Genomic DNA, 26,450 nt, shown 5'->3' with positions numbered 1-26,450 from the left:
TTAACTCAGAACTTTTAACTCATCACTCCTAACTTTTCTAGTATACTCCGGTTAATTACTGGTGTATATTTATTGTTGCTAGCGAAAACAAAAAGCCCCGCCTGATGGCGGGGATAAATAGAGTTCAAAATTGTCGGTGAATAGTCAACACTCTAGAAGCTGAAAGTTGTTCTGAGCGTACCGATAATTGCATCGTCGTTAGCGCTATTTTGACCAGGAGAGGTCAACCAAATTACACCAGGGGTAACAGAGATGTTATCCGACACGCGATACTTGTAGAAGCCTTCAAATTGATAAGGTACATCATTACCAGCAGCAACACCTAACCGGTTAAAGGAATAGGGCTGTGCACCAGCAAAGAAACCTAGAACGTTACCCTGTTTACCAAAATCAGCTAAAGCAACACCAGCGCCGTATGACCAAGCTTCATAATCATCATCAATACCACCGCCTGTGACATCGTGGTAAGAGACGAAGCCACTAACTGACAGCTTGTTGCTGGGTCTAAAGGCAGCCGACACACCATAGGAGTTGCTGGAACCTGCATTTCGTAAAGTGTTAGATTGTTCAGTACCTACTGCAAAAGATCTTGCTCCCAAAGCAGTATTTGTATTTACGTTTGATGCAGTACCTGAGTCGAATAAATTGCCACCTGCGCCATTATATGCGTGAACATAGGTCGCAGCTAAAGCCACGCGATCGCCAACACTAAAGTTTAACTGTCCAAGAGCTGCATAGTCGCCGTTAGTCAGACCTGAACTAAGAGCAGGATTATTAGCTTCCGATGCTAAGTAACCCGCAGTTATTGAACTATTTCCCAGAATGCCGCCACCTTGACCAAGAGGTAGATTCAGCGCTATACCTGCACCGCCACCAATACGATAAATGGGACTTTCAGAAGCAAAGGCAGACAAAGCACCATTCCCACCGTCAGTTTGGTCGAAAAAGTAAGGGTTGTTAACAGCAGCATAATGGCTGTGTCGTCCACCACTTGCCGCAAGATAAACTTGGGCTGGGCCTATGGGAGCTTCATAGGTTAAACGATCTATACTGACACTGTTGTTACCAGTACCAGCACCAACTTGAAATGTTTGTGTGCCTTCAGCACTATTACCAACACCACCGTTGATACCAACACCACCGTTACCTACTAGTGAAAAGGCTTGTGCATTACCGGCTGCGAGACGGGTGTGCAAAATGTCTCTACCAGTGAAGCTGGTTTGTAAGTCTAAACGGACTCTGTTTTGGAAGACAGTATTATTAGCATCGCCAGTGTTACCGCCAAAGGCATCACTAACAGCAAAAATAGCTTCACCGACTAGTTTGGTAGTAGTGGAGAACTGATTAGCTTCCAATTCAGCAGTCCGCGCTTCTAGGGAATCTACGCGACCGCGTAGGGTTGCCAATTCTGCCGAAAATTCTTCTTGTAACCGTTGTAAGGTAGCTAAATCTTGTTTAGTAACTAAGTCAGCTGTTGCTGTGGCAATCAATTCGTTAACCCGATCCAAACAGGCGTTCAAACCAGCAGCAAATTCATAACGAGTCAAAGCACGATTACCGCGATAAGTAGCATTTGGGTAACCTGCAATACAACCATAGCGCTCAACCAAGGACTGCAATGCTTGGAATGCCCAGTCGGTGGGTTGTACGTCGGAAAATTGAGAAACAGATGTTACTTGAGACTGAGAGTTATTTTGGTTGCCTTCGTTGCTGTAGCGATTAACTTGATCAATGGTTGTTTGAGCCAATATTTCTGGCTGTTGGGTAACTTCAGTTACACCTGCTTGTGCGGCTGGTGATACAACAGTTGTTTTGTTTGGGGCCGCAATTGCTGTTGCGGAAACTAACAATGTTGCTCCCAAAACTGCTGGGCTAACCACTAAGGATTTCCACAATATATTAGACATCTTCTCTACTCCTCACACCTTGTTTAGATAATTGGTTTCGTTGCACCTAATTCTCACAAATGCGACATCTCATTGAAACCTGTGGATGAGGCATAGTTGCCACTACTACAATTTTAGTTTTTGCAAAGCTAATAAACGATTAACTTAGGGTTAAAAACTTATCTGATTAACTTATGCAAAAACATATCTCCATATCCTAACATTATAAAACATTGGATCTAGATGGCAAGATTCGAGCGATCGCCTTAAGAACTGTCACACATAATTATCTAAATATCTAAGCAGAGAGTAGGCTTTAGGGCATTCGCTCGCTACCTACGTAGGCTAAACTGCTCCAATCTGAGATACTTAGCAGATTCTCAGTAAAAATCCCTTCTTGCACTTAGCTATACTAAAATTCGCACAGCAATTAAAACACACTGACTCAGCTACACTAATGTAGGCAAAGCTTTCATGCAGCGTAATTTATCTGCTATTGCGATCGCAAACACTAGTTGAGGAATGAAGGTTTTGAAACCCGCCAGTTCCAAAGCAAAACCCGTAGTTCTATTCTTAAAGCTTGCTACGCGTTGCGTCTGCCATCATGGTAAATTTAAGTTTCCTAGTGCAAGATTTCAGAAGAAATCACTTAAAAACGTCAATTAAATAAAATGCAAAATTTCATCCTCTATCTAGCTTCCCTCTCCAATCTATCGGAGAGGGATTGAGGGTAAGATAAGCCAAAGACATAAGTTGTATGTATGTTATTTAATTTTTATTCCTTAGTTAATTTGGGAAATCGCCTGCGCCACATCAAAGTCAGCCTGCGTCAGCCCACCTGCATCATGTGTTGTGAGTCTAATCTTCACTTTGTTGTAGGAAATCTCTATATCTGGATGATGTCCTGCCGATTCAGCCGGCTCCACCAGCTTATTCACAAACTCAATTGCTTGGATAAAATCCTTGAATGTGCGGGTAATCTCCAAGTTGGAGCCTTCAACAGTCCAACCTGACAGAACCTTTGCACTTTCTTGAATTTCTGCCTCAGTGAGTAGTTGTGCCATATCAAAAAATTCCTAGTTGTATTATTTGGGCCACATATATTTCATTAGATAAAATCCCTTTTATTCTCCATAGAGAAAGGATGCGAGGATCAACTAGAGCATAATGCGTGTGTGTATATTTAAATCAGACTTAATGAATAGACCGAACCCAAGGTTTGATGCAAGATATTTTTATTTTTAATCAAAGTTAAAAAAGTTACCCACAAAAAACTATCCGCTCTGAGTTAGATCAGATAATCTATCTCAGAGCGGTCTAGCGGGTCTTCAGGTTGCAACCAGACTGCCGGAAGGAACTCCGAGCTTGCCTAGCTAGTTGAGCTAACTTAGTATCTCAAAGATAACTAAGGCTAACTTTTAGAGAACAGCCCCGGCACACAGCCGGCTAACTGCAACCTGATGACCCATGCATTTACTACTTTCTATCATGGGCATCACCTCCTTGTTGCCTAAGCGGTCTTAGTCTCAAAAGGGCAGAGCATTTGCTCCGGGCTTATAACCTTCATCTAAGATAACACATAAATTTAGAGATATTAACGATATACAAAAAATAAAAAAATCCCCCACCAAAAGGCGGGAGATGACTGGAGAATGGGAAATATTGACACTTTATTAGCTTATGCCAAAGAGATTATTTAATCTGGTTAGTGTCAAAGTTCGGTAACCACAACCCTGATTTAAGTCGTGGTCAGCTTTCAATATTAGAGAGCGTTACCGCGAGGTAGAACTTCCTCAGGGAATACAAATTGTTCGTGGGGTTGATCTTGAGGAGCCATCCAAGCGCGGATACCCTCATTCAGCAAAATGTTTTTGGTATAGAAGGTTTCAAATTCAGGGTCTTCCGCCGCCCGCAATTCTTGGGAGACGAAATCATAAGCCCGTAGGTTGAGTGCTAAACCGACGATGCCGACGGCACTCATCCATAAGCCTGTGACTGGCACGAACAACATGAAGAAGTGCAACCAGCGTTTGTTTGAAAAGGCAATACCGAAAATCTGTGACCAGAAACGGTTTGCCGTCACCATTGAGTAGGTTTCTTCAGACTGGGTTGGATTGAAGGCGCGGAAGGTGTTAGCACCATCACCGTCTTCAAACAAGGTATTTTCGACTGTGGCACCGTGAATGGCGCACAACAAAGCACCACCCAATACACCAGCAACACCCATCATGTGGAAGGGGTTGAGTGTCCAGTTGTGGAAGCCTTGGAGGAATAGTAGAAAGCGGAAAATTGCCGCTACGCCAAAGCTGGGTGCAAAGAACCAGCTTGATTGTCCCAAAGGATACATCAAAAAGACGCTGACGAATACTGCGATGGGAGCAGAGAAGGCGAGAGCGTTGTAAGGACGGATACCTACTAGACGGGCAATTTCAAATTGGCGTAACATGAAGCCAATCAAGCCAAAGGCTCCATGCAGAGCCACGAATGGCCACAAGCCACCCAGTTGAAACCAACGGGTGAGGTTGCCTTGGGCTTCTGGCCCCCACAACAGCAATAGGGAATGTCCCATGCTGTCGGCGGGGGTGGATACTGCCACTGTTAGGAAGTTACAGCCTTCTAGGTAGGACGAGGCTAACCCGTGAGTGTACCAAGAGCTGACGAAGGTGGTACCGGTCAGCCAACCGCCTAGTGCTAGGAAGGCGCAGGGGAACAATAGTATCCCTGACCAACCTACGAATACGAAGCGATCGCGCTTGAGCCAGTCGTCTAAAACGTCAAACCACCCTCTACTAGGGGCGCGTCCAACTGCGATGGTCATTAGAGCAAATCTCCAAATGTTTATAAGTACAGGTTGTATCTGTATTATAGATGGCTATATATAAAAGCCTTCCATAAGCAGAAAGTTAACCGGGTTGTTAACCAAGTTTACAATTTTTTACACACCTTTAATCATATTAGGTGTAAATCGTTAATTTTTCTAGGGGTTTTGTAATAAAAATTAATTTTTGTTTCAGATGAGGTGGGAGGTGAGAGTTAGGAGTTGAGAGTTAGGAGTTAGGAGTTAGGAGGTGGGAGCAAGGGAGAAGAGTTTTCCCCCCTGCCCCCTGCACCCCGCCCCTCTGCCTCTTATGCCCATTTCCCTAGAATCAGTCAGCTGACGCTAAAATGAGTCCACAGTTAAATTTGATTATTGCTAAATGTTTACCATCGATTTAAGCATCAGAAACACTGCTTTCCCTATCTCTGTACAACGTAAGTCAGCAGAGGATGCTGAGGCTGTCTATCAGCTGATTTTGGCAGCAATCCGCTCTGGTAACCCTGACATTGTGGAACTCAAGTGCGAGGGCAAGACAGAGAAAAAAATTGCTGTCCGCGCTAGTGAAATTTCTGGGGTGCAGATTGTTCAGAAAGATGGTACAACCCCTGGTGGTGGTAGGCCACCTGGCTTTTTCGCTGTAGCTGCTGAGTAACCAAGGTTGACAAATGGCTCAAGTGGGCATTGAGGTTAAGGATTTAAATTTCAATTGGCCTAATGGAGAGAAAGTTATCAAATCTTGCTCTTTAGAAGTACCCAAGGGCGAGTTTTGGATGCTCTTGGGTACAAATGGCAGCGGGAAATCAACGTTACTTAGGCTGCTGGCGGGGCTATTAGCTCCTGAGTCTGGGGAAATTCGAGTTTTGCATCCCGTTGGCTTTGTCTTCCAAAATCCGGATCATCAATTGGTGATGCCAACGGTTGGTGCTGATGTAGCTTTTGGATTGGTGGAAGAAAAGTTACCACCTGCTGCTACTAGAGCAAGGGTTGAGGAGGCGCTAGGAGCAGTGAATTTGCTTACTCTCCTACGACGCCCTATCTATGCACTTTCTGGAGGACAGAAACAGCGAGTAGCGATCGCTGGTGCGATCGCCCGTCGCTGTGAAGTCTTATTATTAGATGAACCTACTGCCTTACTAGATCCAGATAGCCAGTTGGATTTAGTTGCTGGTGTGCGCCGCCTTGTCAAAAGTCGAGGTATTACAGCGCTTTGGGTGACACATCGATTAGACGAGTTAAATTACTGTGATGGCGCTTTCTTGCTTGAAAAAGGCTCTCTGGTAGATAGGGGTGAACCTCAACGCCTCAAACAACGTCTAATGGAGGTACACAGCGAAGCCTCTTAATTTAGTGCTGTTAACGGATAGCTATGGTTGAGCCAGTGCTGAGTAAAGTAAAAAGTACTCAGGCTTTCATACCTGTACATACTCTGCCCTTTATTAGGTAGTCTTTTAACTCAGCACTCTTCGTTTTTATTACTACTGAAAAAGAACTGCAACGCGCCTTTTAAATAAAGGCGCGTTTTAAGTTTGTCCGTGTGTCTTAGGTTTTAGTTTTGTTAGGCTGCCATATTTTTTATTCTGTGTAGCATAGTGTTACATACTATGCATCAATTATTATAAAACTTATGAATGAATTTTGTTAACTCTAGAAAATTGTGATTAAAAACCATGCCCCGTTCCTTACTCCAAGCCGTTTTGTTAGTGGACGGCTACAATATAATAGGCGCTTGGCCTTGCCTTAAAAAAACGCGTGATAGCGTTGGACTAGAGGCCGCACGGGGCGAACTTGTGGAAGCGATGACTGGTTATAGTGCGTTTCAAGGTTACACAACTCAGATAGTTTTTGATGCCCAATATCAGAATTGCTCTAGTAATAAAGAAATTATTACTGAGCTTTTGTCTGTTTATTACACTGATTTTGGGCAAACAGCAGATACTTATATTGAAAAATCCTGCGCTTCTTTTCGCCACCAAATAGCCCAATCTTTGATTTCTCGTGTGATTGTTGCTACATCAGATCGGGCACAGCAGTTGATGATACAAGGGTATGGGGCTGAATGGTTGTCGGCACAGCAACTCTGTGGTGAAGTGGAGGCTACCGTTTGCCGGATGCGACAAAAGTATCATCCGCGCAAACAATCTAAGAGTAGGTTTTTAGCTAATGCCATTGATGCTAAGTCCCGGCAGCGTCTGGCTGAATTACGAATGGGATTACAGTAGATATTTAGTATTTAAAAGTCTCTGCTTAAGCTGGTGAATGGATTTTGGCTGCAAAAATTATTTAAATTAAGCATATAAAAAAATATTGGCGAAAGTACTTGCCAAATACTATTTTTAGCTCTAAGATTATAAATCGTGGGTGGTCCTCAGTAGCTCAGTGGTAGAGCGATCGACTGTTAATCGATTGGTCGCTGGTTCGAATCCGGCCTGGGGAGTTTATAAATTTTAGATTTTAAATTTTGGATTCTAGATTATCGGTCAGAGGTTTATGGTCGCTTGACTCGGCTGTGACGTTTCTGAATCATGGATCTTTTGGTGCTTGTCCAAAACAAGTGCTGGAGTTTCAACAAAAACTGCGATCGCAGCTAGAACATGAACCCTTACGCTTTTTTGGTAGGGAGTGGGAACCCCTGCTAGACGATGCCAGAATTAAGCTAGCGGCGTTTGTGGGTGCTGACGTCCAAGATTTGGTATTTGTCCCCAATGCGACGACTGGCGTTAATTCAGTGTTAAGATCGCTGACGTTTTCACCAGAGGATGAAATACTTACAACCAACCACGAATATAATGCTTGCCGCAATGCACTTGATTTTATTGCTAGTCGCACTGGTGCGCGGGTGGTAGTAGCAAAAATTCCTTTCCCCATTGACTCGCCACAGCAAGTAATCGCAGCAGTAATTGAGCGAGTTTCACCAAAAACCCGATTAGCACTTTTGGATCATGTTACCAGCCAGACAGGGTTAATCTTCCCGATTCAAGAGTTGGTGAGGGAGTTGCAACAACGGGGTGTAGATACATTGGTAGATGGGGCACATGCGCCTGGAATGATTTCTCTCGATTTGCGGGAGATTGGCGCAACTTATTACACCGGGAATTGTCATAAATGGCTGTGTGCGCCCAAAGGGACAGCATTTTTGTATGTGCGACGAGATAAACAGTTAGAAATTCGTCCTCTGACAATTAGCCACGGGACAAATTCGCCACGGACTGATAAAAGCCGCTTTCAGTTGGAATTTGACTGGACAGGTACAGACGATCCTACAGCTTATATGTCTGTACCAGAAGCGATCGCTTTTATGGGTTCGTTGCTACCTGGTGGATGGACTGAATTGAGACAGCAAAATCATCAGCTAGTGTTGCAGGGAAGACGGCTACTTTGTGAAGCGCTGGAAGTACAGCCGCCTTGTCCAGAGGAGATGATTGGTTCAATGGCGGTTGTGCCATTGCCTGCGATTTTGGAAAACCGCGATTTCATGTCTATACATGATGAGTTGTTTGATAAGTTTGGTATTCAAGTGCAGGTGATGCCGTGGCAGGAAAAACCTCGGCTGTTGGTAAGGATTTCGGCACAGATTTACAATACTTTAGAGCAGTATGAGTATTTGGCAAGGGTGCTAAAGGGGTTGTGCTGTTAATCTAGATGCCACGTTTAAGGCAAGAGACGCGATGAATCGCCGTCTGTACAAAAGACCGATTTGTAGAGACGGCGTATCGCGTCTTTGTGATATTTATCGATCCTTTTGTGGCTGCGGGGATGATTGAAGATCCCAGGCTGTTTGTCGGTTGTAAAGATGAATTATACGCGATCGCATCTCGGATGATAGACGATCAGCCTACAAGTCGTGCTGTACTAAGCTGTTACGCATTTAACTTGAACATTTACATGAAGGCTGATGACCGATGACTGATGACTGATAACCGTTAACCGTCAACAGCTAACAGTTAACAGTTAACGACCGTAAAGAGTGTTTATAGAATTTAGGCGCACATCAGCTTAGTACTGTTAAGCGTCTACTCACTTTCTCAGAAGCTGTGGTTAAAAACATCACTACTTTTTTTTACAAACACTACGAGTTTCGTTACCAACACTACGAGTTTCGTTACCAACGCTACAAGTTTCGTTACAAACACTACGAGTTTTGTTAGTAACACTACGATTTTCGTTACAAACAAGATGATTTTTGTTACAAACACAATGATTTTGTTACAAACATCATAATTTTCGTTACAAACATCACAATTTAGTGCTGTAGTAGCTTATTTAATTCAACTTAACTATGAAATATCACAGTCAGTAAAGGTAAAAACGCCAACAGAAAGCCATGCCAGGATTGCAATTGAGCTTCTGGGGTTGCTTCTGGTGGTGCTAATAAAGCTTCTACTCTTTGTTCTAAGCGCTCTACACCAGAGGAGCCTAATGCAGCACAGCAAATTTCCGATGATACTAGGCTGGTACTAACTACTAATAAAAGTGATTCTGCTAGCACCAGAGGGTCTACTTGCAATGCTGCATAACCATCGGCACGTAGTTCGCGCAAAGCTAACAATTCTTCCCACAAAGGCTCTGTATTCGGCAACCATGCTGTGCAAGAACGCACCCAACCCAGCCAGAAAAACCAGAATGTATCCCTATAATAATGATGCCCTTGCTCATGGGCTAAGACGCTTTCTAAATGAGCAGGTGAGAGAGTTTGCACTAATCCTTGACTAACCACTAGTTCTGGTTGCCAAAAACCGATTTGACCTGCAAACAACGCGCCTGTTTGCAGCAGTCTGGCTCGTCTATCGCCAACATTCACTAAAGGACAGTTACGGGCAGATTCTACAGACTGCCAACCCTGAAAGGCAAGTTTAATGCATAAAATGGCAAAAAATGCCAAATAAATTAATGCTAGTAAATAGCTAATTGAGCCTGTATACATTCCGCCCATTTGTCCTTGAGGCCCCATGAACAGCACAGCGATCGCTGTCATGAAAATTAGCAAGGGTGGGAAGAGGAACAAAAATAGCGATCGCCTCCACCGCAAACTCCAACTACCTTGGGGTTGATTCCAAGCGGATCTTAACCACCAGGCAACTGCCAAAGAATTCAAAATCATTATTAGATGCATCATTTTTCCTCCCTGGCTTGGCGTGCAGATTGAATGCGTTTGGCGATCGCTGCTATTTGCTCACTGGCTGCTTCATCTAAGCTATCGGCAAAGGCTGCGATAACATCGGGGTTCCCCACTGCTAAAAATCGCTGTAACTGCTCGTGAGCTTTGATCACATCTGATTGCTGTTTACTCAGCATTGGCCGCCAATAGAATGCCCGCTCTTTCTTATCGCAGGCTAGCCAACCTTTATCAGTGAGGCGACGTAAAACGGTGGTGACAGAAGTATACGCTAATTCGCGGTTGGGATCGGCAAGGATGCGATCGTGTACATCCTTGACTGTGGCTGAACCAAGTTCCCAGATGATATTTAAAATTTCTGCTTCCAACGGGCCTAAAGATAGTTGTTTAGGGCGGTAGTCGGGTAAAGGTGCCATAGCGATTTTGATGGGGAATGGGGAGTGGGGAATGAGTGAATATATCCGTTTTTTAGGGCTGTGACCTTGAAGCTGTAACTTTTTCCCCATTTAGCTAAAACTTCAGTTGCCCCATACTCACTTTTAGGAGTGTGGGATGAATGCGCGGGAGTGGGGAGAGGTAGTAATTAATGTTTTTTGGCGTAGCCAGAACAATTAATTACTATGTCGAACCATGACCCATATTCATTATATTTCTTAAGGCAAATACTTGTATTGAGCGTAGCCGAAATACCGCAATCAATGGTATTATAGGTAAGTACAGACAAAGCCGAAAATGCTGGCTGTACACTGAACCTAGACAATCTAGAATATGGGGTTCCATTCAAGAATAGACATTTTTGTGTCGTCTCCGTGAATGGGTAAAATTCTAGCGGTTAAGGCAAGAACATACTTTTTGGTACTTGTTCAAAGTCTGCGGAGGGGCATCTCGTGGACTCAAAACAAAGCTCAGTTAATGTCCGACGGGATACCGGGAGTCACTGAGAAGCCTACACTGTATGCTTGCATCAGTGTAGGAGTATGTCACATTACAAGATAGTGCAGCAGTCTGAAAGTCTATTAGCAAAAAATGGGCTTTTTGAGTATTTATTCTCCACTCCCATTTATCTATTAAATGATATACATTGTGCTTTGTGATGGTAAAAAATTCTCTGGGAAGAATTGAGATTATAGTTATTGACACCAACTAGGTAGAATGTTAGTTGCGACAGTAGTATTAAACTAGGTGTATCCAGCGCGTGAAGCTATTTGTATACCACACTCCTGAATTGACTCCAACAGGTAAAGCGCCAGAATGTGCGATCGCAGTCGATGTCTTGCGAGCCACTAGCACAATTGCGACAGTTTTGGCAGCTGGAGGCGAAGCTGTACAAGTATTCAGCGATTTAGATCAGTTAATTGAAGTTAGCGAAAAATGGCCTTCTGAAAAACGTCTGCGGGCTGGAGAACGCGGTGGCGCGAAAGTAGCTGGCTTTGAGTTGGGTAACTCTCCCCTCGACTGCACACCAGAATTAGTCGAAGGGCGTCGCTTGTTTATCAGTACCACCAATGGCACTCGTGCCTTACAACGGGTACAAGATTCCCCAAATCTATTAGCAGCAGCCTTAATTAACCGGGCGGCGGTGGTGCAATTTCTTTTAGAAAAGCAACCTGAGACAGTGTGGATTGTCGGTTCTGGTTGGGAAGGCAGTTTTTCTTTAGAGGATACAGTTTGTGCAGGTGCGATCGCTCATAGTCTTTTACAGCAAACCACGTTGTCACCAGAAGAATTAGCTGGTAACGATGAAGTAATAAGTGCGATCGCTCTTTACTCTCAATGGCAAGATAACTTATTGGGATTACTTCACCAAGCGAGTCATGGCCAACGATTGTTGCGTCTTGACTGTCACGAAGATTTAAAATATTGTTCCCAAACTGATATTTTAGATGTTTTGCCCATACAACATGAAACGGGAGTTTTGAAAAGGGGATAGGGACTGGGGACTGGGGACTAGGGACTAGGGATTAAGGAAGAGTTTTCCCAATCCCCAATCCCCAATCCCCAGTACCCAATACCCAATCTTTAAGCATTTGCCGGAGTCTTTGTCGCCAATGGGGCGGATGTGTTTCTAAAATTGCTGAGATTTTTTCACAAGCAAGGACAGAATAGGCAGGGCGACGGGCTGGTGTGGGATATTCGGCGGTTGTAATGGGGACAATACGTTCAACTTTCAAAGGGAAGCCTAGCTGTTGGGCTTCTTCAAAAATGGCGACGGCAAAGTCATACCAGCTAGCAACGCCGCTATTAGTGTAGTGATAACTACCGCTAATTTCTGAGGTTAACTGGGGAATTATTTGGGCTATAACCGTGGCTATATCTTGCGCCCAAGTCGGGCTACCAATTTGATCGGCGACGACACGGATTTCTTGGCGTTCTGCACCTAGTCGCAGCATGGTTTTGACAAAGTTACTTTTGCCAAAGGTTCCATAAACCCAAGCAGTACGGAGGATGAGGTGATGGGCGCAAGTTTCCCGAATTGCTTCTTCTCCAGCAAGTTTGGTTTTACCATAAACACTCAAGGGATTAGTCGCATCGGTTTCCTGGTAAGGGCGATAGCGATTACCATCAAAAACATAATCGGTCGAAATATGAATTAGAAAAGATCCTAATTTTTGGCTTTCTTGAGCAATAATTAGGGGTGCGATCGCATTAATAGCGCTAGCAAGTTCGGGTTCGCTTTCTGCTTTGTCTACAGCAGTGTAAGCAGCCGCGTTAATGATGATTTGCGGCTGTTTTGATCTGATAACGTTGCGGAGGGTATCGGGTTGGGCAAGGTCTACTGTTGGGCGTTCTACTGAGATAAGATTGCCGTAGTAGGGGAGTATTTTTTGCAGTTCCTTACCCACTTGACCGTTGCTACCAATCAGCAAAATTGATTTAGTCATTTGTCATTTGTCATTTGTCATTTGTCCAAGAGAAGCCATGTTAAAGAGTGAGCGTGGTTTGAATTAGTCCGATGAAAGACAGAGTTTTTCCGCCCACCATAAAAGTAAGCTTAGGGTATCACAAGAGACGGGGTATGTACCAATGACTACTTAATCAAATACTTCCGCAGTTCTCAAAGGTTTTCCGGCTTGGTCTTTAGCTGATAAAATCGGTGGCGTACTCAAAGGCCAATCTATAGCTAAGTCTGGATCGTTCCATAGAATTGTGCGATCGCCTTGGGGTGCGTAGTAATCTGTAGTTTTGTAGAGAACTTCAGCTATTTCTGAAAGCACGAGAAAGCCGTGAGCAAAACCTGGTGGTATCCACAGTAGGCGTTTGTTTTTAGCACTGAGTTCATGACCTACCCATGTACCGAAGGTAGTCGAACTTTTTCTAATATCTACGGCTACGTCAAAGATAGTACCAACAATAGCCCGGACAAGTTTACCTTGGGGTTGTTGGATTTGGTAGTGCAATCCCCGCAGAACGTTTTGTTTAGAGTAGGAGTGGTTATCTTGGACGAAGTTGGCAACAATACCAGTCTCTTGAGCAAATTTTTGATGGTTGTAGGCTTCAAAAAAGAACCCGCGATCGTCCTCAAATACTTGGGGTTCAAGTTGTATAACTTCGGGAATTTTGGTATGTACAATGCTCATCAATATTATTTCTAGTAAACCGCCACAGTGTTAATTGTGAGAGTAATTTAATCCTTGTATTTTACAGCTAGCAGCTAAAACTTCAACCGTGGCTTTTCTTGTTTTTAAGAAGTAAATCACGTTAGTTCAATTTGACAGTCATCGCCAATTAGAAATCGTAAGGCTTTGGGGCGACGGGGTGCAAGAGTCAATTGTGCCCGTTGTCCAATCACGCTATCAATAATGCGCTGATGGATTCCGGCAATCTTAGCACCTTCTAAAATGACACTGTGTTCTAAATCGGTATCAATGAGTGTGGCATTGTTGGCAATACTACTATAAGGGCCAATAAAGCAGTTTTCTAAATGACAATTGCTACCAATGACTACTGGGCCCCGAATTGTGCAGTTAATTACTTTAGATTTTGCACCGATTTGGACTCGCCCAATAATCTGACTTTGGGCATCGACTTCGCCAAGAACTGATGCTGTAAGATAGGTGTCGAGAATCAATCGGTTAGCTTCTAATAAGTCATCTTTTTTACCAGTATCTAACCACCAACCTTGGAGATTGTAGGATAAAACTTGTTTTTCCTGATTAATTAGGTATTGAATAGCATCAGTAATCTCCAGTTCGCCTCTGGCGGAAGGTTGGATATTTGCGATCGCATCAAAGATGACTTGAGAAAAGAAATAAACCCCTACCAATGCCAAATTTGAAGGAGGAACTTTGGGTTTTTCAATTAACTGTAATACTCTTCCTGTTTCATCAACCTCAGCCACACCAAAGGCGCTAGGATTTGCAACCGAACGCAAGAGAATCAGAGCATCTGGCTGTTGCTGGCTAAATTGTTGCAGAAAGTAACGTAACTCACCTAGCTGAATGAGGTTATCGCCCAAGTACATGACAAAGGGAGAATCTCCTAAAAACGGACGGGCGATTTGGACGGCGTGAGCAAGTCCAAGTGGCTGGTTTTGTATGATGTAGGTGATGTTTGCTCCAAAGCATTCTCCATTTCCAGTTTTTCCTTGGACTTCTGCTCCAGTTTCTGGGCTGATGATAATGCCAATATCAGTAATACCAGCAGCAACCATTTCTTCAATGCCATACCACAAAACAGGTTTATTAGCAACTGGTACAAGTTGTTTTGCTCCGCTATAGGTGAGGGGGCGTAGGCGTGTACCTTTTCCGCCAGAGAGAATTAGTGCTTTCATCAGGATTGAGGATTAATTGTGAGTCATTAGTCAAGATAGTCTGAAATCTTGACAATATCCAAAATCCTTGCATCTAAATTCTAGTGTTAGTTTATCTTTTATAAGTAATGGGATAAAACTTCACTAGTTGCTTTTCCTGTTTTTTCCCAACTGAATTCTTGAGAGTGAGTGATACCTTGGCTAGAAAGGCGCGATCGCAACCCAAAATCAGTTGCAATCGCCTGCATCGCCTCTGTAATTTCTGCTGTATTGTAGGGATTGATCAGAATCGCTGCATCGCCAGCCACTTCTGGTAGGGAGGAGAGATTGGAGGTAATGACGGGGGTACCACAAGCCATTGCTTCGAGGACTGGTAAACCAAAGCCCTCCCAGAGACTGGGAAAAACGAGAGCGATCGCTTGATTGATGATTTTTGGCAATTCGCTATATGGTACATAATCGAGGAACTTTACTTGATTAGTTATACCTAGTTCTGCAACTTGCGCTTTTAAGGTTGGGGTATAACGCGAATCAATTGGTCCGACTAACCATAGTTCGTAGTCTTTGCAGTTAGGTAACGCAGCAAAAGAACTGATGAGTCGCTGAAGATTTTTATAGGGGTTTTGGCGACCAATGTAGAGAAAGTAGTTGCGGGTGGAGAGATTGAGAAAACGGAAGTGAGTGCGATCGTGGGCGAGGGAGATGGGGCTAATTTTGCTGGCTGGAATTTGGTAAAAATCAGTAATGTCCTTAGCCGTGGACTGAGAATTACAGATGATGTGTAGTGCTTGGTTAAGAACTTGGGGAATATAGTAACGGTGGTAGGGTACCAGCGGTGAGAAACGTTTGGGAAAGCGCAACGGGATAAAGTCGTGAACCATGACGATACTACGACAGTTAGTATAAAGGGGCGCTTCCGGGAGCGGGGAAAATAACAGATGGGATTTTAGCTGTCTATAGATTTGTGGAAGTTGAAGTTGAGTCCAGACAAGGCGTTTTAAATGACCTTTTGCCCCTTGTTCTGCGGTTTGGTTAGGGGGAACTGGGTAGCAGTTATAACCAGGAATATTCTGAAAGACTAGAAGTGTGGGATAAAGTTGTTGTAAGTGAGGTAAGAGGTTGAGAGCGTAGGTAGTGATCCCAGTGGGTCGAGTTAAGAGAAATGAGAAATTAATTAGTAAGTGATTTTGCACGTTCTAAGTTTATTTCCAGATCGAGTCTTTTATAAGTAACTGAACAATCTTTTAGATAGATTGCTAAATGATGGAGAACTCATTATTAAGTGGGGACGAAAGATAAAAAATAAGAGAAATGCTATTTGTGCAATTTAAAAGCGCGACAGCTTACTCGCATTTTCAGTCATCAAAAGTCACGCTAAAGCGTTCTGCCCAGCGAATTAAGTTCACCCAGCGCCAGATGCGGAAATCAAAGGCCGACCGTCCGTCTAATACTGCTTGAAATTCTTCTTTAACCTGTTGTAAATTCAATGCAGGAATCTGAGTTGCCATTTCACTGTTTAGCACTGCTTCCACCCAAGGACGTAAAGTTTTTAGCCAGTGTTGCTCAGGTGTGGCAAAACCAATTTTATCTTTACGGTCTAAGATAGCATCTGGGACTATACCCCGCATTGCTTGGCGGAAAATTGCTTTAGAGGTGCCATCCCTAGCAATAATAAATTCTTCTGGTAAGGACAAAACAAAATTAATCAAAGCAGGTGTGAGAAAGGGAACCCGACTTTCAATTGAGTGTCCCATAGAATTACGGTCTTCATACCGCAGAAGCATTGGTAGGCTGGTTTCGGTCAAGGCATGGTACAATTCTGACCGCAACATTTCTTCACCATGTTTGCCTTGATAGAGTTTGGGAACCAGTCCATGTCGGTTAAACCAGTCACTATTCAACCAGCTAGGTTTCACGTCTTTATTTACTAACTGTCTCAATGATGCTTGGATACTCGGCGGTAAGAGTAATCCGACAGCCCGTAGTAGCAGCTTTTTTTGACTAGTTCCCGGTAGCTTTATTGATTGTTGCAAAAACTGGTTGGCAGATCCCCATTCCCCCTGACGCAGTAGAGAAGCCAGTCGTGCAGCTAAGTATGGACGGTAGCCGCCCAAGAGTTCATCGGCTCCCTGTCCGTCCAGCATCACCTTAATGCCAGCAGTTTTTGCTAGTTGGAACACGCGATACTGAGCATAAATACTAGTACTACCAAAGGGTTCATCTTGCAAATCAATAAGTCTATTGAGGTCGCTTATCAATTCTTCAGGAGATGCCTGTACTTTATGTCCTACCACGGCCGCCGCTTCTGCCACTGTATCCACCCATTTTTCTTCGCAGAGGACTGGATCTGAGGCAATATAGCTAAATGTATGCAGTTGTAGTTGTTCTCCTTGTAGATGTCGCATCGCCATGACAATGGCAGAAGAATCTATACCACCAGAAAGTGCCGCCCCTACGGGTACATCGCTTCGCAGATGCAAACTGACGCTTTCTAAGAATAAGTGACGCAGGTGTTCTGTAGCTTCTGCAAATGTAATATCTAAATGTTGGTTTAACTCAAACTGCCAGTAGCGCTCAATTTTGGGTTTTTGGGGTTTGTCCAGAGAAATTTTCAGGAAATGGGATGAAGGTAGTTGCTTGATATCAGCGAATAGGGTTTCACTGCCGTAATCAGTCAGTCCAGAATGTAGGTAGTCATATAGTCGTTGGGGATTAACACGGCGCTTGACACCAGGTAGTTTGAGCAGTGACTTGATTTCCGAAGCAAAAGCTAATCCATTTTGGTAGTAGGTGTAATAGAGGGGCTTAATTCCGAAAAAGTCGCGGGCTAAGAATAAGGTATGTTCCCAAGTGTCAAGGATGGCAAAGGCAAACATCCCTACTAATTTATTTAAAGCTTTGACACCCCATTGGGCGTAGGCTGCTAATAATACTTCTGTATCGGAATGGGAACGAAATTCATGCCCTAAAGCTTTTAACTGGGTTTGCAGTTCGAGATAGTTGTAAATTTCGCCATTGAATACAATGTAATACCGTCCATCAGGTGTTCCCATTGGTTGCCAGCCAGCAGGACTAAGATCCAAAATAGACAGGCGACGATGTAATAGGCAAATCCGGCTATTCTCTACAGCTTCAGGATTTCGGGAGATTTGAACAGGTGCAGATAAAGACCATCCTAAGAATCCTAAGTCATCAGGACCGCGATCGCTCAAAGAATTACTGAGTGATTTTAAGATATTTAAATCAATCCCTGAGCCGTCAAATAACAATAATCCTGCAATTCCACACATCCTAAATTATTCACTTATCTATTAATTAATATTGTCGGTTCTACCTCTGCCCGTAAGTACTGAATAAGCTCAATTACTTCCTGAGAACTTGGTCGTATAAATGACAAAGTTTTTTAACCACTGAGGTTCGAGAAAATCTGGTTTCAAAATCTAGTCGAATAGCGATTGGGTCAAAGCCTGACCAATTGAGATACATCCAATTCATTGTCTCAGCAAGTTCTTCAACGTTGCCAATTTCTACGAGCCTGCCATTATTCTTATTAACAATGAATTCAGCCCCCCCACAACGCGTAGCAATAACAGGTTTACCGCTTGCGATCGCTTCGGCATAAACAATGCCAAATGTCTCATGCAGCGAAGGCATAACATAAGTATGACATTCCTGAAATAATCGAGGAGCCATATTACGACTAACCAGACCAAGCCAATGAACATGATCCGAGACTCCAAGGCGATCGGCTAATGCCATATAGATAGAGCGCATAGGACCATCGCCACCGATCCTAATCTCTACCTTATTTGAAGGCGGATTCCAGTGAGCTAACGCATATAAAAGATGATCGATACCCTTTTGGTTGGTAAGCGTACATAGTGTGAAGAAAATAAAGCGGTCAGACGACAGACTAGCAAGGTTAAACCGACGTTCATCAATCATATTCGGTACTATCATGGGCCGAGGCAAACCAAACCCCTCTATGCAATCAGCTAGGGAAGGGCTGACTGCAATTGATGCAGAGGCATTTGAAAATGCAGCAATAATTTCAGGAATAGGCATCCCTGACTTGAGAAGCGAAGGGAATGGAAAGGGCCCCATATGTTCAGTTAGAACATACGGAACCCCAAATTCTTTTTTCAGAATTGATGCAATATAACCGGCGGGATAGCTCACATGAGCGTGAATCAAATCGATTTTTCCGTAATGCTCAGTTGCAAGCTGAAAATTTCTGCGGTTTACATCTACTAAACGATTGATGCTGCTGAAAAAGAAGCGATTCCAAGTCAGTGTGGGATTAAAAACCTCGACAACTCCATCAGATTCACGAATTTGATCATTTTTTTGGGCAAGTCTCCAACTCAAAGCCCTTATCCAACGATCTGGACGCCGCAATGGAAGATTTCCGTCATCATGTCCCCATGTACTCACAATTACCCTAATGTTAGATGCAAGAGAGGCAATTGCTACTGCTTGTTCTTTAGTAAAAATACCTGCAATAGGTTGCGTAGTATTTGGATACCAGGAAGGGATGATGAAGAGATTCATTTGTCTGCTAAAAAATATAAATCCACTACAAATATTTGCCTTAATTACGAATAAAAAACAAGCTTGTTCAGTGGAAGCACCAATGTTTAACAGGATATATAAAGGGCATTTATCGAGACTATCGGCACATTTTCGGTAAAATGTACTTCAATGTAAGATTTCCGGTTCAGGAACTCTCTATTATCTGTGCAATCATCAACAATATTTCCTGTAAATTAAGAACTTGCCACTACACCCATTTCCCCTTTGCTTAATTAATGCGTCGAGCTTGAGAATTATCGGTCGAGATAACCGGGACAATAAATCTGAGCAATATACCGTTTTAGCCAATATCTTCCAAAAAAACTCTCTAGTCTTAAAGCCGATGTATGTAGATGCTTCAATAGGAGAGTTAGTCAACCAGCTGGCACCAGGAAAAACAGCCAATCGCTCAAACCCTTCCTTGATCAGGATTTTATCAAATTCTGTGATATATCTACTTAAGGAATTATCCTCAGAGGATATGGGGCGATCGCTCCAAGGTGAATAAGAATAAACTATTGCAGGTTCATAGAGAACTAACACACCTCCCTCACGTACACTAGTTGCAGAAAACCTTAACCCGTTATTGAATGCCTCAGCATTTGTCAGATGCAAAAGCACCATTAAAGACAACACTATGTCAAACTGCTGTGCAAACTTGCCCACAGAAACAGAGGCAAGATCAAGCTGTTCGGCAAATACATTTGGATAACGATTGACAACAAAATCAAGGGTCTCAACAGAAATATCCGCAGCCGTAAATTGAAGATTTAATCCGCACTCCGAAAAAAAATCTCGCACAGCAGTGATCCAAAACCCAGTACCAACTCCAACCTCAAGAATTTTTAGTTCATTCTCATGTTGAAGATTTAGCTCAATAAGAATTTTTACAAAAGATTTTAACTCACTCTCATACTTGATCTTATTAAACTCCTCACTCAAACTAGGCCAACCTACAGACTGTAACCTGCCCCCAAAATCGGCGTGAAGACGCAACCAGTAGTCTTTGTTTAAATATGAATTGTTAATTTTTTTATTAATCATGTATAGTTCGTCGCCACCTCACACAACACTCAGTCTATAGGTCAGTTACTTGATTCAATTACCTGGCAAGATCATCATGTAACCAATCTTTATCGTGAATTAAAGGATTTAAGACCCCTACATCTATATGTAGCACCCATTTCAGTCGGGGTTTAAATCCCCGTCTGAAATGTCTTTAATTTTGAATTTTGAATTTTGAATTTTGAATTGTTAATCATCAGGTTTAGACCAAACAACACGATTGATGTAGTCAACGTAACTCAAAACAATTCGTACAATCTGCTTCGATACATGGAAATTGTTATAATCAGCTACGGATAAAATTGGCTTTGCAGATTCGGAAAATTGTGTAGTCACTACCCTCACAGCGTCTAAGACGCTATTACGTTTAAGTCCACTCATCACAAGCACACCAGCATCCATTCCTTCAGGACGCTCGTGTGTGTTCCGAATCGTGATTGCCGGCAAATTGAGCAATGAGGTTTCTTCAGTAATCGTGCCACTGTCGGACAAAACACAAAATGCCTGCATTTGCAACTGTATATAGTCCAGAAAACCAAACGGATTACTGAAAAGAATCCGATCGCTAAAAGCTGTATAGTCAAGATCCTCTAAACGCTTACGGGTACGAGGATGGGTTGAAACAATCACTGGAAATTCATATTCTGTAACCAAGGCATTTAACGTATCTAGAAGATCAGCCAAAACTTTAGGAGAATCGACATTTTCTTCACGGTGAGCGCTGATCAAAAAATACTTTCGAGGTTCCAATCCCAACCGCATCAAGACATCAGATTGATGAATCTTGGGCAAATAATAATCAAGCACCTCCGGCATATGAGATCCGGTTTTAAAGACCGTATCGGGACGAATTCCTTCGGCTAGAAGATAACGTCGCGCGTGTTCTGTGAGAACCATGTTCACGTCGGAGAGATGGTCTAATACTTTTCTATTTAACTCTTCCGGCACTCTTTGATCAAAACAACGATTCCCTGCTTCCATATGAAAAACAGGGATTTTTCGGCGCTTGGCAGACAAAACGGCCAAACAGGAATTTGTATCTCCGTAAAGCATGACGGCATCAGGAGATTCCTTCTCTAAAATTTCATCAGCTTTAGCAATTACCTGTGCAATGGTCTGCGCCGCATTAGCGCCGGCAACTTCGAGAAAATAGTCAGGCTTACGAATTTCTAAGTCATCAAAAAAAACCTGATTTAGTTCATAATCATAATTCTGTCCAGTATGCACCAAAATGTGCTGAGTGTATTTATCTAATTCGGCAATCACTCGGCTCATCTTGATGAGTTCTGGTCGTGTACCGACGATGGTCATCACCTTAAGCATTGATCTGCTCCTGGATGAAGTCAAGTTTCAAAAGCAGTTGTTTGACTCCTTCAACCTCAAGGCGCTCGGTGTTGTGGGAGGTGTAGTCAGACAGCTTGGCAATTTCTGGCTCACCTTCTGTAAAGTACATATTGTAATTTAGATCGCGGTTGTCAGCAGGAATGCGGAAATATTGTCCTATATCCTCGGCTTTCGCCATTTCTTCACGAGACACCAAGGACTCATACAATTTTTCGCCATGACGAGTACCAATAACGCGAATCGAGCTATTTACCTGGAATATCTCCTTTAAAGCCAAAGCCAGCACTTCCACAGTTGATGCGGGAGCTTTATGTACAAAAATATCGCCCTGTTTTCCATGTTTAAAGGCATAAAGTACCAGATCAACAGAATCCTGCAAAGACATCAAGAAGCGTGTCATTGATGGGTCAGTTATGGTGATTGCTTTCCCTTCCTTCAATTGGCTGACAAACAGAGGAATTACTGAACCGCGAGAAGCCATCACATTACCGTAGCGTGTAGCACAGAGGACGGTTTCCCTTGGTGCAAGAACCCGCGCCTTGGCGACCATAAGCTTTTCCATTATTGCTTTGGACAGACCCATTGCGTTGATGGGATATACGGCTTTATCTGTACTCAACAGCACCACACGTTCTATACCATTGGCAATGGCGGCATTCATGACATTCTCAGCGCCTAGTACATTAGTACGTATAGCTTCCATTGGGTAAAATTCGCAAGAAGGCACCTGTTTCAAGGCTGCTGCATGAAAAACATAGTTCACGCCCTTCATGGCATCTTGAATACTGTCGTAGTTTCGCACATCACCAATATAAAATTTCAGCTTGGGATTGCCAAAAAAAATCCGCATATCCTCCTGCTTCTTCTCATCTCGGCTGAATATCCGAATTTCCTGCACATCAGTTTCTAGAAACTGCTTCAGCACTGCATTACCAAATGAGCCTGTACCGCCGGTAATCATCAGCACTTTATCTTTAAACATATTTCCTACCTGAATAAATTATTTGAACTCATACATTCGTGTGATCAAATCTTCCCATTGTGGGGCCACATAACCCGTAGCCTCATAAAACTTCTGAGCATTCAGAGAACGGTCAATTACAAAGCTATCATCAGGCACAATTTCTATTTTTTTGTCGTACACTTCGGCTACGAACTTCAGTAATTGGTACTTGTCGATTGGCTTTGCCGCTACATGATATAAACCGTGCAAATTCGGGCGTGGCAAAACAAAATCATGGATCACTCGTGCTAACTCAACTGTTGGCAGTCCTGAAAATATAGCACGAGTAAAACCCTTCACCTGATTTTTCTGTGATATAAACCAGCCAATAAGACTTCGACTCCCAGACAGTTCATGTCCAATTATTGAAGTACGGAGTGTGATCGTGTGGGTATAATTTACCTCTCCTAACAACTTAGAACGACCATAGAGATCCTTGCCATCGGGAAAGTCAGTCTCAAGATAATTACCCTTCTCACCAGAGAAAACGCAATCGGTACTAATATGAATTAAGCGAGCGCCGACAACGGAGCAGAGAGCCGCAAGCCGATGGGGTAGTAAGGTATTGAGGGGTACTGCCAAAAGTGGATCGTTAGCTTCAGCAAGTTGTTTCACCAAACCAACGCAATTTATTACTATCTGGGGGCGCACCTTTGCAAATACTTTGACCAACAAATCGTGATTCTCCACGTCAACCCCAGTAATAATGTTTTCGGTGGTTGTTGCATCAAAGAAGCGGTAAGCACTCTCGCTACGCGCAGTACCAACTACATCATAACCAGTACCGCTGTTTAAGAACGTTCGGAATACGGCATTGCCTAACATTCCAGTAACGCCAATGACCAAAACTTTCATATTTTGCCATCTATCAATATGATTTCCAGTAACTTATTATGATGTATGCAAACGTCTACCTAATAAAAAACTTTCCAAAATTTATCATACTTGTTCTTCCTTTTCTCAAAACTCTAACTACCAGGTGTTCAGAAATTTTCTGCAATTGATTTTGTGTATCGACTAATTGATTTTGTGTATTGACTAATTGATTTTGTGTATCGACTAATTGATTTTGTGTATTGACTAAAATAGCTTTAGTCTCCATCAACTCTACTCTGACTTTTTCCAACTCAACCTCAGATGGCAAAAGTTTGCGAATATCCGAAATTGATTGCGGAATTGGGGTGGGCTTACCAAAAAAATTCTTAATTGCAAAAAACGCACCGTATTCTTTACTAAGTAATTGATTTCTGAAATCTACCTTATGGAATGTTTCACAAATATGAAAATCCCACCCTGCTCCAAAATCCTCCGGTACCCAACCAGAAAGATGTTCTTGCACTGACGCACCTCCTAAACCCCATCCATCTTTCTCTCCTTCATGAACTGTCTGAGGCATAAAACCCAAAGGAGTGAACACAATGATCTGCTTTCTGGCAACCCGTTCTGCGTGTACTAGTACACTTACGCCATCATCTTTTGTAAGATGCTCAATAACATCCAGTAAAAAAACTGTATCAACAGAATTGGCAGCAAAACTGCTCATTAAATTTTGAGATGTCCCAGATATTACAAACACGCTTCCATCATTTGCAAATCTATTGGTTAAAATCTGAACATACTCATCAAAAGGCTCTAATAAAATATGAAATTTTGGTCGGAAATAATTCATTGGGACAATCCCTGGCCCAATATCCAACACAACATCTACGTGTTGAATGGCGTTCTCTACCGCTAATAGTAAGTCTGTAGGATTTTTGTAATTAAAGTAACGATTCTCCGACTGAATAACAGAATCCTCAGAACGAGCTAACATCTCGCTTTTTACATATTCTATACTTACCGGCTGGATCGGAAAATCAAACATTTCACTGACACGCGCCAAGCCTTTGCGACTGGCCACACAAAGGATCATATTTGCATCAGAGGGTTTGGTTGCAGTGTCGTATATAGTACCGTCAAGTCCCTCGTAAAATAATTCGTAGTTTTCATAACCCTGAAACGCATCTTCTTTAATGCCAACGATAACATGATGCTGATTTCCAGATTTCTCATTGTACGGTACATCAATAATTAAACGTTGATCATAATTTGAGTTTTTTGTCAAATTAAGTCCGTTTGGTATGTGTTCAAGCACACCTCTTGATGTTATGTAACTAAATGGTTGATTTTGCGCTAAGTATTCTGCTGCATCTGCCACCACAAAATCAATATTTCTGGCTCCATAGTTTTCCTGAGCAAATGATTTGCAAGCATAAGATACATCTATTCCAGTTACCTGCTTTACACCTGGTATTTTAGAAAAGATGAAACAACCATATCCACAACCAAAGCCGACATCCAAAACATTAATTTCATTGACATCACTTTTATCAAGATCCATCTTAATAATTTTAGTAAAGAAATTATAGGAGCTAAAATGTCGAATCACCTCATCATCGTTGTGAGTGACAAAAGGAATTAATCTTTCACCCTCATTATAAATAACATCTAAAATATCAGTATTCATGACGAACCTCACAATAGAGTAAAAAAATCTTGTAGTGATAACTATAAGAACATAAATAGCTTAATTTAAAAACCTAGTCTAGCAAATAAACACTATCAAATAAAGGTTCTATCATTACACCACGATAGTCCAATCTCTCAACCGCAAATTGCAACGCATCATAAACCCAGTGCAATTGTCTATAGTTGTTCACATCACCTTCAGCAATTGCCAAATCAGTAGTGTAATTACCATTTGCTATTTTTGGCAAGTTAAACTCAAAGACAACCGCATAAACCCGATCCGCCAATATATTGAGTGGCAGTTTACAATCAAGGGAATTCAGCCCCAAAATATACTGACCAAGCTTATCTTTCACGATAAAACCAACTACAGCATTTGGCAATTCCTTTAGCGATCGCACGTAAACAACCAATCGGCACAACTCATTACCTGTAAACATTACAGAATCACTTTCATCTATCTTCTCAAACGATGCGTCTAGAATTTCGGCTTCACGTGTTCCAATACAATCATATTTTTCAAATAACCCTGCTTTCAGATTAGATAATAAATCAATTTTAATTTTTGTCTTGCCTAAGATATGATGGGGTGCTTGTACAAGATTTGATGTATGTTGATCAACTTTAACTTCTGGTATATTTTCAATATAAGTTCGTCCAAAAGCTTCATTAGCTGCACCAACATATCTGTCGCAAACTTCTTTGGCATCTCCATACTCTCTTATCCGTCCGCCTTCAAGCCATAATGCTTTAGTGCAGATTTTTTTTACCGATGATGGATCGTGACTGACAAATAAAACAGTACCTTGAGTACAAAACTCAGTTAGACTTCGCATACATTTCTGCTGGAATAAAATGTCACCAACTGCCAACGCCTCATCAATAATGAGAATATCTGGAGCATGAATGATATTGATGGCAAAAGCCAAGCGAACAAACATACCACTCGAATAGGTCTTTACTGGTTGATCTATAAACTCACCAATATCAGCAAAATTGATGATCTGATCAATAGCATCTTTTGTGATCTTGTTTCCAGAATTCAATGTTGTAGCTAAAAAGTCTACATTTTCTCGCCCAGTCAATTCTGGATTAAATCCCGCTCCCAATTCGAGAAGTGCAGAGACACGCCCATTTATTTCTACCGTTCCGCTAGTTGGAGTTAACACACCAGCCAGAATCTGTAAAAGGGTTGACTTACCAGCACCATTCATTCCTATAATGCCAAGATGTTCAGTCGGTTGGAGATCAAAACTGATGTCCTGGAGTGCAAAAAACGAAGAATGCCAAGTACGCCACGGCAGTAGTAATTCTTTGAGCCGATCAGCAGGTTTAGAATATAGACGGTAAGATTTATTCAGATTCCGAACAGCAATTATAGGAGCAGACAT

Annotated in this window: 23 protein-coding genes and 1 tRNA gene; 7 read left to right on the top strand and 17 right to left on the bottom strand. The window is 42.5% G+C overall.

The window, feature by feature from the left end:
• Positions 1 to 152: 152 nt before the first annotated feature.
• The 3 genes from D1367_RS25840 to psbD all read right to left on the bottom strand — a co-directional run bounded on the left by D1367_RS25840 (position 153) and on the right by psbD (position 4,704).
• Entirely contained in the window at positions 153 to 1,907 is a 1,755-nt protein-coding gene (locus tag D1367_RS25840; protein ID WP_118169369.1) for an iron uptake porin, read from the bottom strand.
• A 761-nt stretch (positions 1,908 to 2,668) separates the two neighbouring features.
• Positions 2,669 to 2,950, bottom strand: coding sequence for a 4a-hydroxytetrahydrobiopterin dehydratase (locus D1367_RS25835; RefSeq protein ID WP_118169367.1), 282 nt, complete (start codon positions 2,948 to 2,950; stop codon positions 2,669 to 2,671).
• A gap of 698 nt (positions 2,951 to 3,648) precedes the next feature.
• Positions 3,649 to 4,704: a photosystem II D2 protein (photosystem q(a) protein) gene (gene psbD / locus D1367_RS25830; protein WP_118167756.1), complete on the bottom strand. Its 1,056-nt coding sequence runs from the start codon at positions 4,702 to 4,704 to the stop codon at positions 3,649 to 3,651.
• Positions 4,705 to 5,083: 379 nt separating this feature from the next.
• Here psbD and D1367_RS25825 point away from each other — a divergent pair, with 379 nt between their 5' ends.
• The 6 genes from D1367_RS25825 (at position 5,084) to D1367_RS25800 (ending at position 8,607) form a co-directional block, all read left to right on the top strand.
• Positions 5,084 to 5,356: a UPF0367 protein family gene (locus D1367_RS25825; protein ID WP_012410874.1), complete on the top strand. Its 273-nt coding sequence runs from the start codon at positions 5,084 to 5,086 to the stop codon at positions 5,354 to 5,356.
• Between the two features lie 13 nt (positions 5,357 to 5,369).
• The gene (locus D1367_RS25820) at positions 5,370 to 6,047 is read left to right on the top strand and encodes an energy-coupling factor ABC transporter ATP-binding protein (RefSeq protein WP_118169366.1); all 678 of its coding nucleotides are present in this window, start codon (positions 5,370 to 5,372) and stop codon (positions 6,045 to 6,047) included.
• 324 nt (positions 6,048 to 6,371) lie between these two features.
• On the top strand, positions 6,372 to 6,923 hold the full coding sequence (locus D1367_RS25815) for an NYN domain-containing protein (protein ID WP_118169364.1): 552 nt from the start codon (positions 6,372 to 6,374) through the stop codon (positions 6,921 to 6,923).
• Between the two features lie 143 nt (positions 6,924 to 7,066).
• Positions 7,067 to 7,138 (top strand) — tRNA-Asn (locus D1367_RS25810).
• 24 nt (positions 7,139 to 7,162) lie between these two features.
• Positions 7,163 to 8,338 (top strand): aminotransferase class V-fold PLP-dependent enzyme, encoded by a 1,176-nt coding sequence (locus D1367_RS25805; RefSeq protein WP_220450982.1) that lies wholly within the window; start codon positions 7,163 to 7,165, stop codon positions 8,336 to 8,338.
• Between the two features lie 86 nt (positions 8,339 to 8,424).
• A complete protein-coding gene (locus tag D1367_RS25800) occupies positions 8,425 to 8,607 on the top strand; it encodes a hypothetical protein (RefSeq protein WP_118169360.1) in 183 nt (60 codons plus the stop codon).
• A gap of 367 nt (positions 8,608 to 8,974) precedes the next feature.
• Here the strand turns inward: D1367_RS25800 and D1367_RS25795 are convergent, their stop codons facing one another.
• Positions 8,975 to 9,814 (bottom strand): M56 family metallopeptidase, encoded by an 840-nt coding sequence (locus tag D1367_RS25795; RefSeq protein ID WP_118169359.1) that lies wholly within the window; start codon positions 9,812 to 9,814, stop codon positions 8,975 to 8,977.
• Positions 9,814 to 10,233, bottom strand: a complete 420-nt coding sequence (locus D1367_RS25790; protein WP_118169357.1) for a BlaI/MecI/CopY family transcriptional regulator — start codon at positions 10,231 to 10,233, stop codon at positions 9,814 to 9,816. Before D1367_RS25790 ends, D1367_RS25795 begins: the two co-directional genes overlap by 1 nt.
• Positions 10,234 to 11,012: 779 nt before the next feature.
• Here D1367_RS25790 and D1367_RS25785 point away from each other — a divergent pair.
• Positions 11,013 to 11,747, top strand: coding sequence for a 2-phosphosulfolactate phosphatase family protein (locus D1367_RS25785; RefSeq protein ID WP_118169355.1), 735 nt, complete (start codon positions 11,013 to 11,015; stop codon positions 11,745 to 11,747).
• Between the two features lie 31 nt (positions 11,748 to 11,778).
• On the opposite strand, the gene rfbD is transcribed toward D1367_RS25785, so the two are convergent.
• From rfbD to D1367_RS25725, 12 genes are all read right to left on the bottom strand, one after another.
• The gene (gene rfbD / locus D1367_RS25780; RefSeq protein WP_118169353.1) at positions 11,779 to 12,699 is read right to left on the bottom strand and encodes a dTDP-4-dehydrorhamnose reductase; all 921 of its coding nucleotides are present in this window, start codon (positions 12,697 to 12,699) and stop codon (positions 11,779 to 11,781) included.
• Positions 12,700 to 12,849: 150 nt separating this feature from the next.
• Positions 12,850 to 13,395: a dTDP-4-dehydrorhamnose 3,5-epimerase gene (rfbC, locus tag D1367_RS25775; protein WP_118169351.1), complete on the bottom strand. Its 546-nt coding sequence runs from the start codon at positions 13,393 to 13,395 to the stop codon at positions 12,850 to 12,852.
• A 116-nt stretch (positions 13,396 to 13,511) separates the two neighbouring features.
• Entirely contained in the window at positions 13,512 to 14,588 is a 1,077-nt protein-coding gene (locus tag D1367_RS25770) for a glucose-1-phosphate thymidylyltransferase (protein WP_118169349.1), read from the bottom strand.
• Positions 14,589 to 14,686: 98 nt separating this feature from the next.
• On the bottom strand, positions 14,687 to 15,760 hold the full coding sequence (locus D1367_RS25765; RefSeq protein ID WP_118169347.1) for a glycosyltransferase family 4 protein: 1,074 nt from the start codon (positions 15,758 to 15,760) through the stop codon (positions 14,687 to 14,689).
• A gap of 162 nt (positions 15,761 to 15,922) precedes the next feature.
• A complete protein-coding gene (gene asnB, locus D1367_RS25760; RefSeq protein ID WP_118169345.1) occupies positions 15,923 to 17,857 on the bottom strand; it encodes an asparagine synthase (glutamine-hydrolyzing) in 1,935 nt (644 codons plus the stop codon).
• Between the two features lie 73 nt (positions 17,858 to 17,930).
• Positions 17,931 to 19,118, bottom strand: coding sequence for a glycosyltransferase (locus D1367_RS25755; RefSeq protein WP_118169343.1), 1,188 nt, complete (start codon positions 19,116 to 19,118; stop codon positions 17,931 to 17,933).
• A 195-nt stretch (positions 19,119 to 19,313) separates the two neighbouring features.
• Positions 19,314 to 20,183: a class I SAM-dependent methyltransferase gene (locus D1367_RS25750; RefSeq protein WP_118169341.1), complete on the bottom strand. Its 870-nt coding sequence runs from the start codon at positions 20,181 to 20,183 to the stop codon at positions 19,314 to 19,316.
• A 210-nt stretch (positions 20,184 to 20,393) separates the two neighbouring features.
• On the bottom strand, positions 20,394 to 21,515 hold the full coding sequence (wecB, locus tag D1367_RS25745; protein ID WP_244944964.1) for a non-hydrolyzing UDP-N-acetylglucosamine 2-epimerase: 1,122 nt from the start codon (positions 21,513 to 21,515) through the stop codon (positions 20,394 to 20,396).
• Between the two features lie 4 nt (positions 21,516 to 21,519).
• Positions 21,520 to 22,530: a polysaccharide biosynthesis protein gene (locus D1367_RS25740; RefSeq protein WP_118169337.1), complete on the bottom strand. Its 1,011-nt coding sequence runs from the start codon at positions 22,528 to 22,530 to the stop codon at positions 21,520 to 21,522.
• 18 nt (positions 22,531 to 22,548) lie between these two features.
• Positions 22,549 to 23,406, bottom strand: coding sequence for a dTDP-4-dehydrorhamnose reductase family protein (locus D1367_RS25735; protein ID WP_118169335.1), 858 nt, complete (start codon positions 23,404 to 23,406; stop codon positions 22,549 to 22,551).
• Positions 23,407 to 23,461: 55 nt separating this feature from the next.
• Entirely contained in the window at positions 23,462 to 25,057 is a 1,596-nt protein-coding gene (locus D1367_RS25730; protein ID WP_118169333.1) for a class I SAM-dependent methyltransferase, read from the bottom strand.
• Between the two features lie 73 nt (positions 25,058 to 25,130).
• Entirely contained in the window at positions 25,131 to 26,450 is a 1,320-nt protein-coding gene (locus tag D1367_RS25725) for an ABC transporter ATP-binding protein (protein ID WP_118169331.1), read from the bottom strand.

The sequence above is a fragment of the Nostoc sphaeroides genome, from assembly GCF_003443655.1.
GTDB classification, from domain to species: domain Bacteria; phylum Cyanobacteriota; class Cyanobacteriia; order Cyanobacteriales; family Nostocaceae; genus Nostoc; species Nostoc sphaeroides.
The sequence above is the reverse complement of the archived record's forward strand: the minus strand, read 5'-3'. Positions and strand labels throughout refer to the sequence as shown.

Excerpts from the sequence above, each read along its gene's own strand:
- D1367_RS25840 (WP_118169369.1), bottom strand. The coding sequence starts at position 1,907 with ATGTCTAATATATTGTGGAAATCCTTAGTGGTTAGCCCAGCAGTTTTG.
- D1367_RS25835 (WP_118169367.1), bottom strand. The coding sequence starts at position 2,950 with ATGGCACAACTACTCACTGAGGCAGAAATTCAAGAAAGTGCAAAGGTT.
- psbD (WP_118167756.1), bottom strand. The coding sequence starts at position 4,704 with ATGACCATCGCAGTTGGACGCGCCCCTAGTAGAGGGTGGTTTGACGTT.
- D1367_RS25725 (WP_118169331.1), bottom strand. The coding sequence starts at position 26,450 with ATGTCTGCTCCTATAATTGCTGTTCGGAATCTGAATAAATCTTACCGT.
- D1367_RS25740 (WP_118169337.1), bottom strand. The coding sequence starts at position 22,530 with ATGTTTAAAGATAAAGTGCTGATGATTACCGGCGGTACAGGCTCATTT.
- D1367_RS25795 (WP_118169359.1), bottom strand. The coding sequence starts at position 9,814 with ATGCATCTAATAATGATTTTGAATTCTTTGGCAGTTGCCTGGTGGTTA.
- D1367_RS25820 (WP_118169366.1), top strand. The coding sequence starts at position 5,370 with ATGGCTCAAGTGGGCATTGAGGTTAAGGATTTAAATTTCAATTGGCCT.
- D1367_RS25790 (WP_118169357.1), bottom strand. The coding sequence starts at position 10,233 with ATGGCACCTTTACCCGACTACCGCCCTAAACAACTATCTTTAGGCCCG.
- D1367_RS25730 (WP_118169333.1), bottom strand. The coding sequence starts at position 25,057 with ATGAATACTGATATTTTAGATGTTATTTATAATGAGGGTGAAAGATTA.
- rfbC (WP_118169351.1), bottom strand. The coding sequence starts at position 13,395 with ATGAGCATTGTACATACCAAAATTCCCGAAGTTATACAACTTGAACCC.
- D1367_RS25735 (WP_118169335.1), bottom strand. The coding sequence starts at position 23,406 with ATGAAAGTTTTGGTCATTGGCGTTACTGGAATGTTAGGCAATGCCGTA.
- rfbD (WP_118169353.1), bottom strand. The coding sequence starts at position 12,699 with ATGACTAAATCAATTTTGCTGATTGGTAGCAACGGTCAAGTGGGTAAG.
- asnB (WP_118169345.1), bottom strand. The coding sequence starts at position 17,857 with ATGTGTGGAATTGCAGGATTATTGTTATTTGACGGCTCAGGGATTGAT.
- D1367_RS25750 (WP_118169341.1), bottom strand. The coding sequence starts at position 20,183 with ATGATTAATAAAAAAATTAACAATTCATATTTAAACAAAGACTACTGG.
- D1367_RS25770 (WP_118169349.1), bottom strand. The coding sequence starts at position 14,588 with ATGAAAGCACTAATTCTCTCTGGCGGAAAAGGTACACGCCTACGCCCC.
- D1367_RS25755 (WP_118169343.1), bottom strand. The coding sequence starts at position 19,118 with ATGAATCTCTTCATCATCCCTTCCTGGTATCCAAATACTACGCAACCT.
- D1367_RS25825 (WP_012410874.1), top strand. The coding sequence starts at position 5,084 with ATGTTTACCATCGATTTAAGCATCAGAAACACTGCTTTCCCTATCTCT.
- wecB (WP_244944964.1), bottom strand. The coding sequence starts at position 21,515 with ATGACCATCGTCGGTACACGACCAGAACTCATCAAGATGAGCCGAGTG.
- D1367_RS25815 (WP_118169364.1), top strand. The coding sequence starts at position 6,372 with ATGCCCCGTTCCTTACTCCAAGCCGTTTTGTTAGTGGACGGCTACAAT.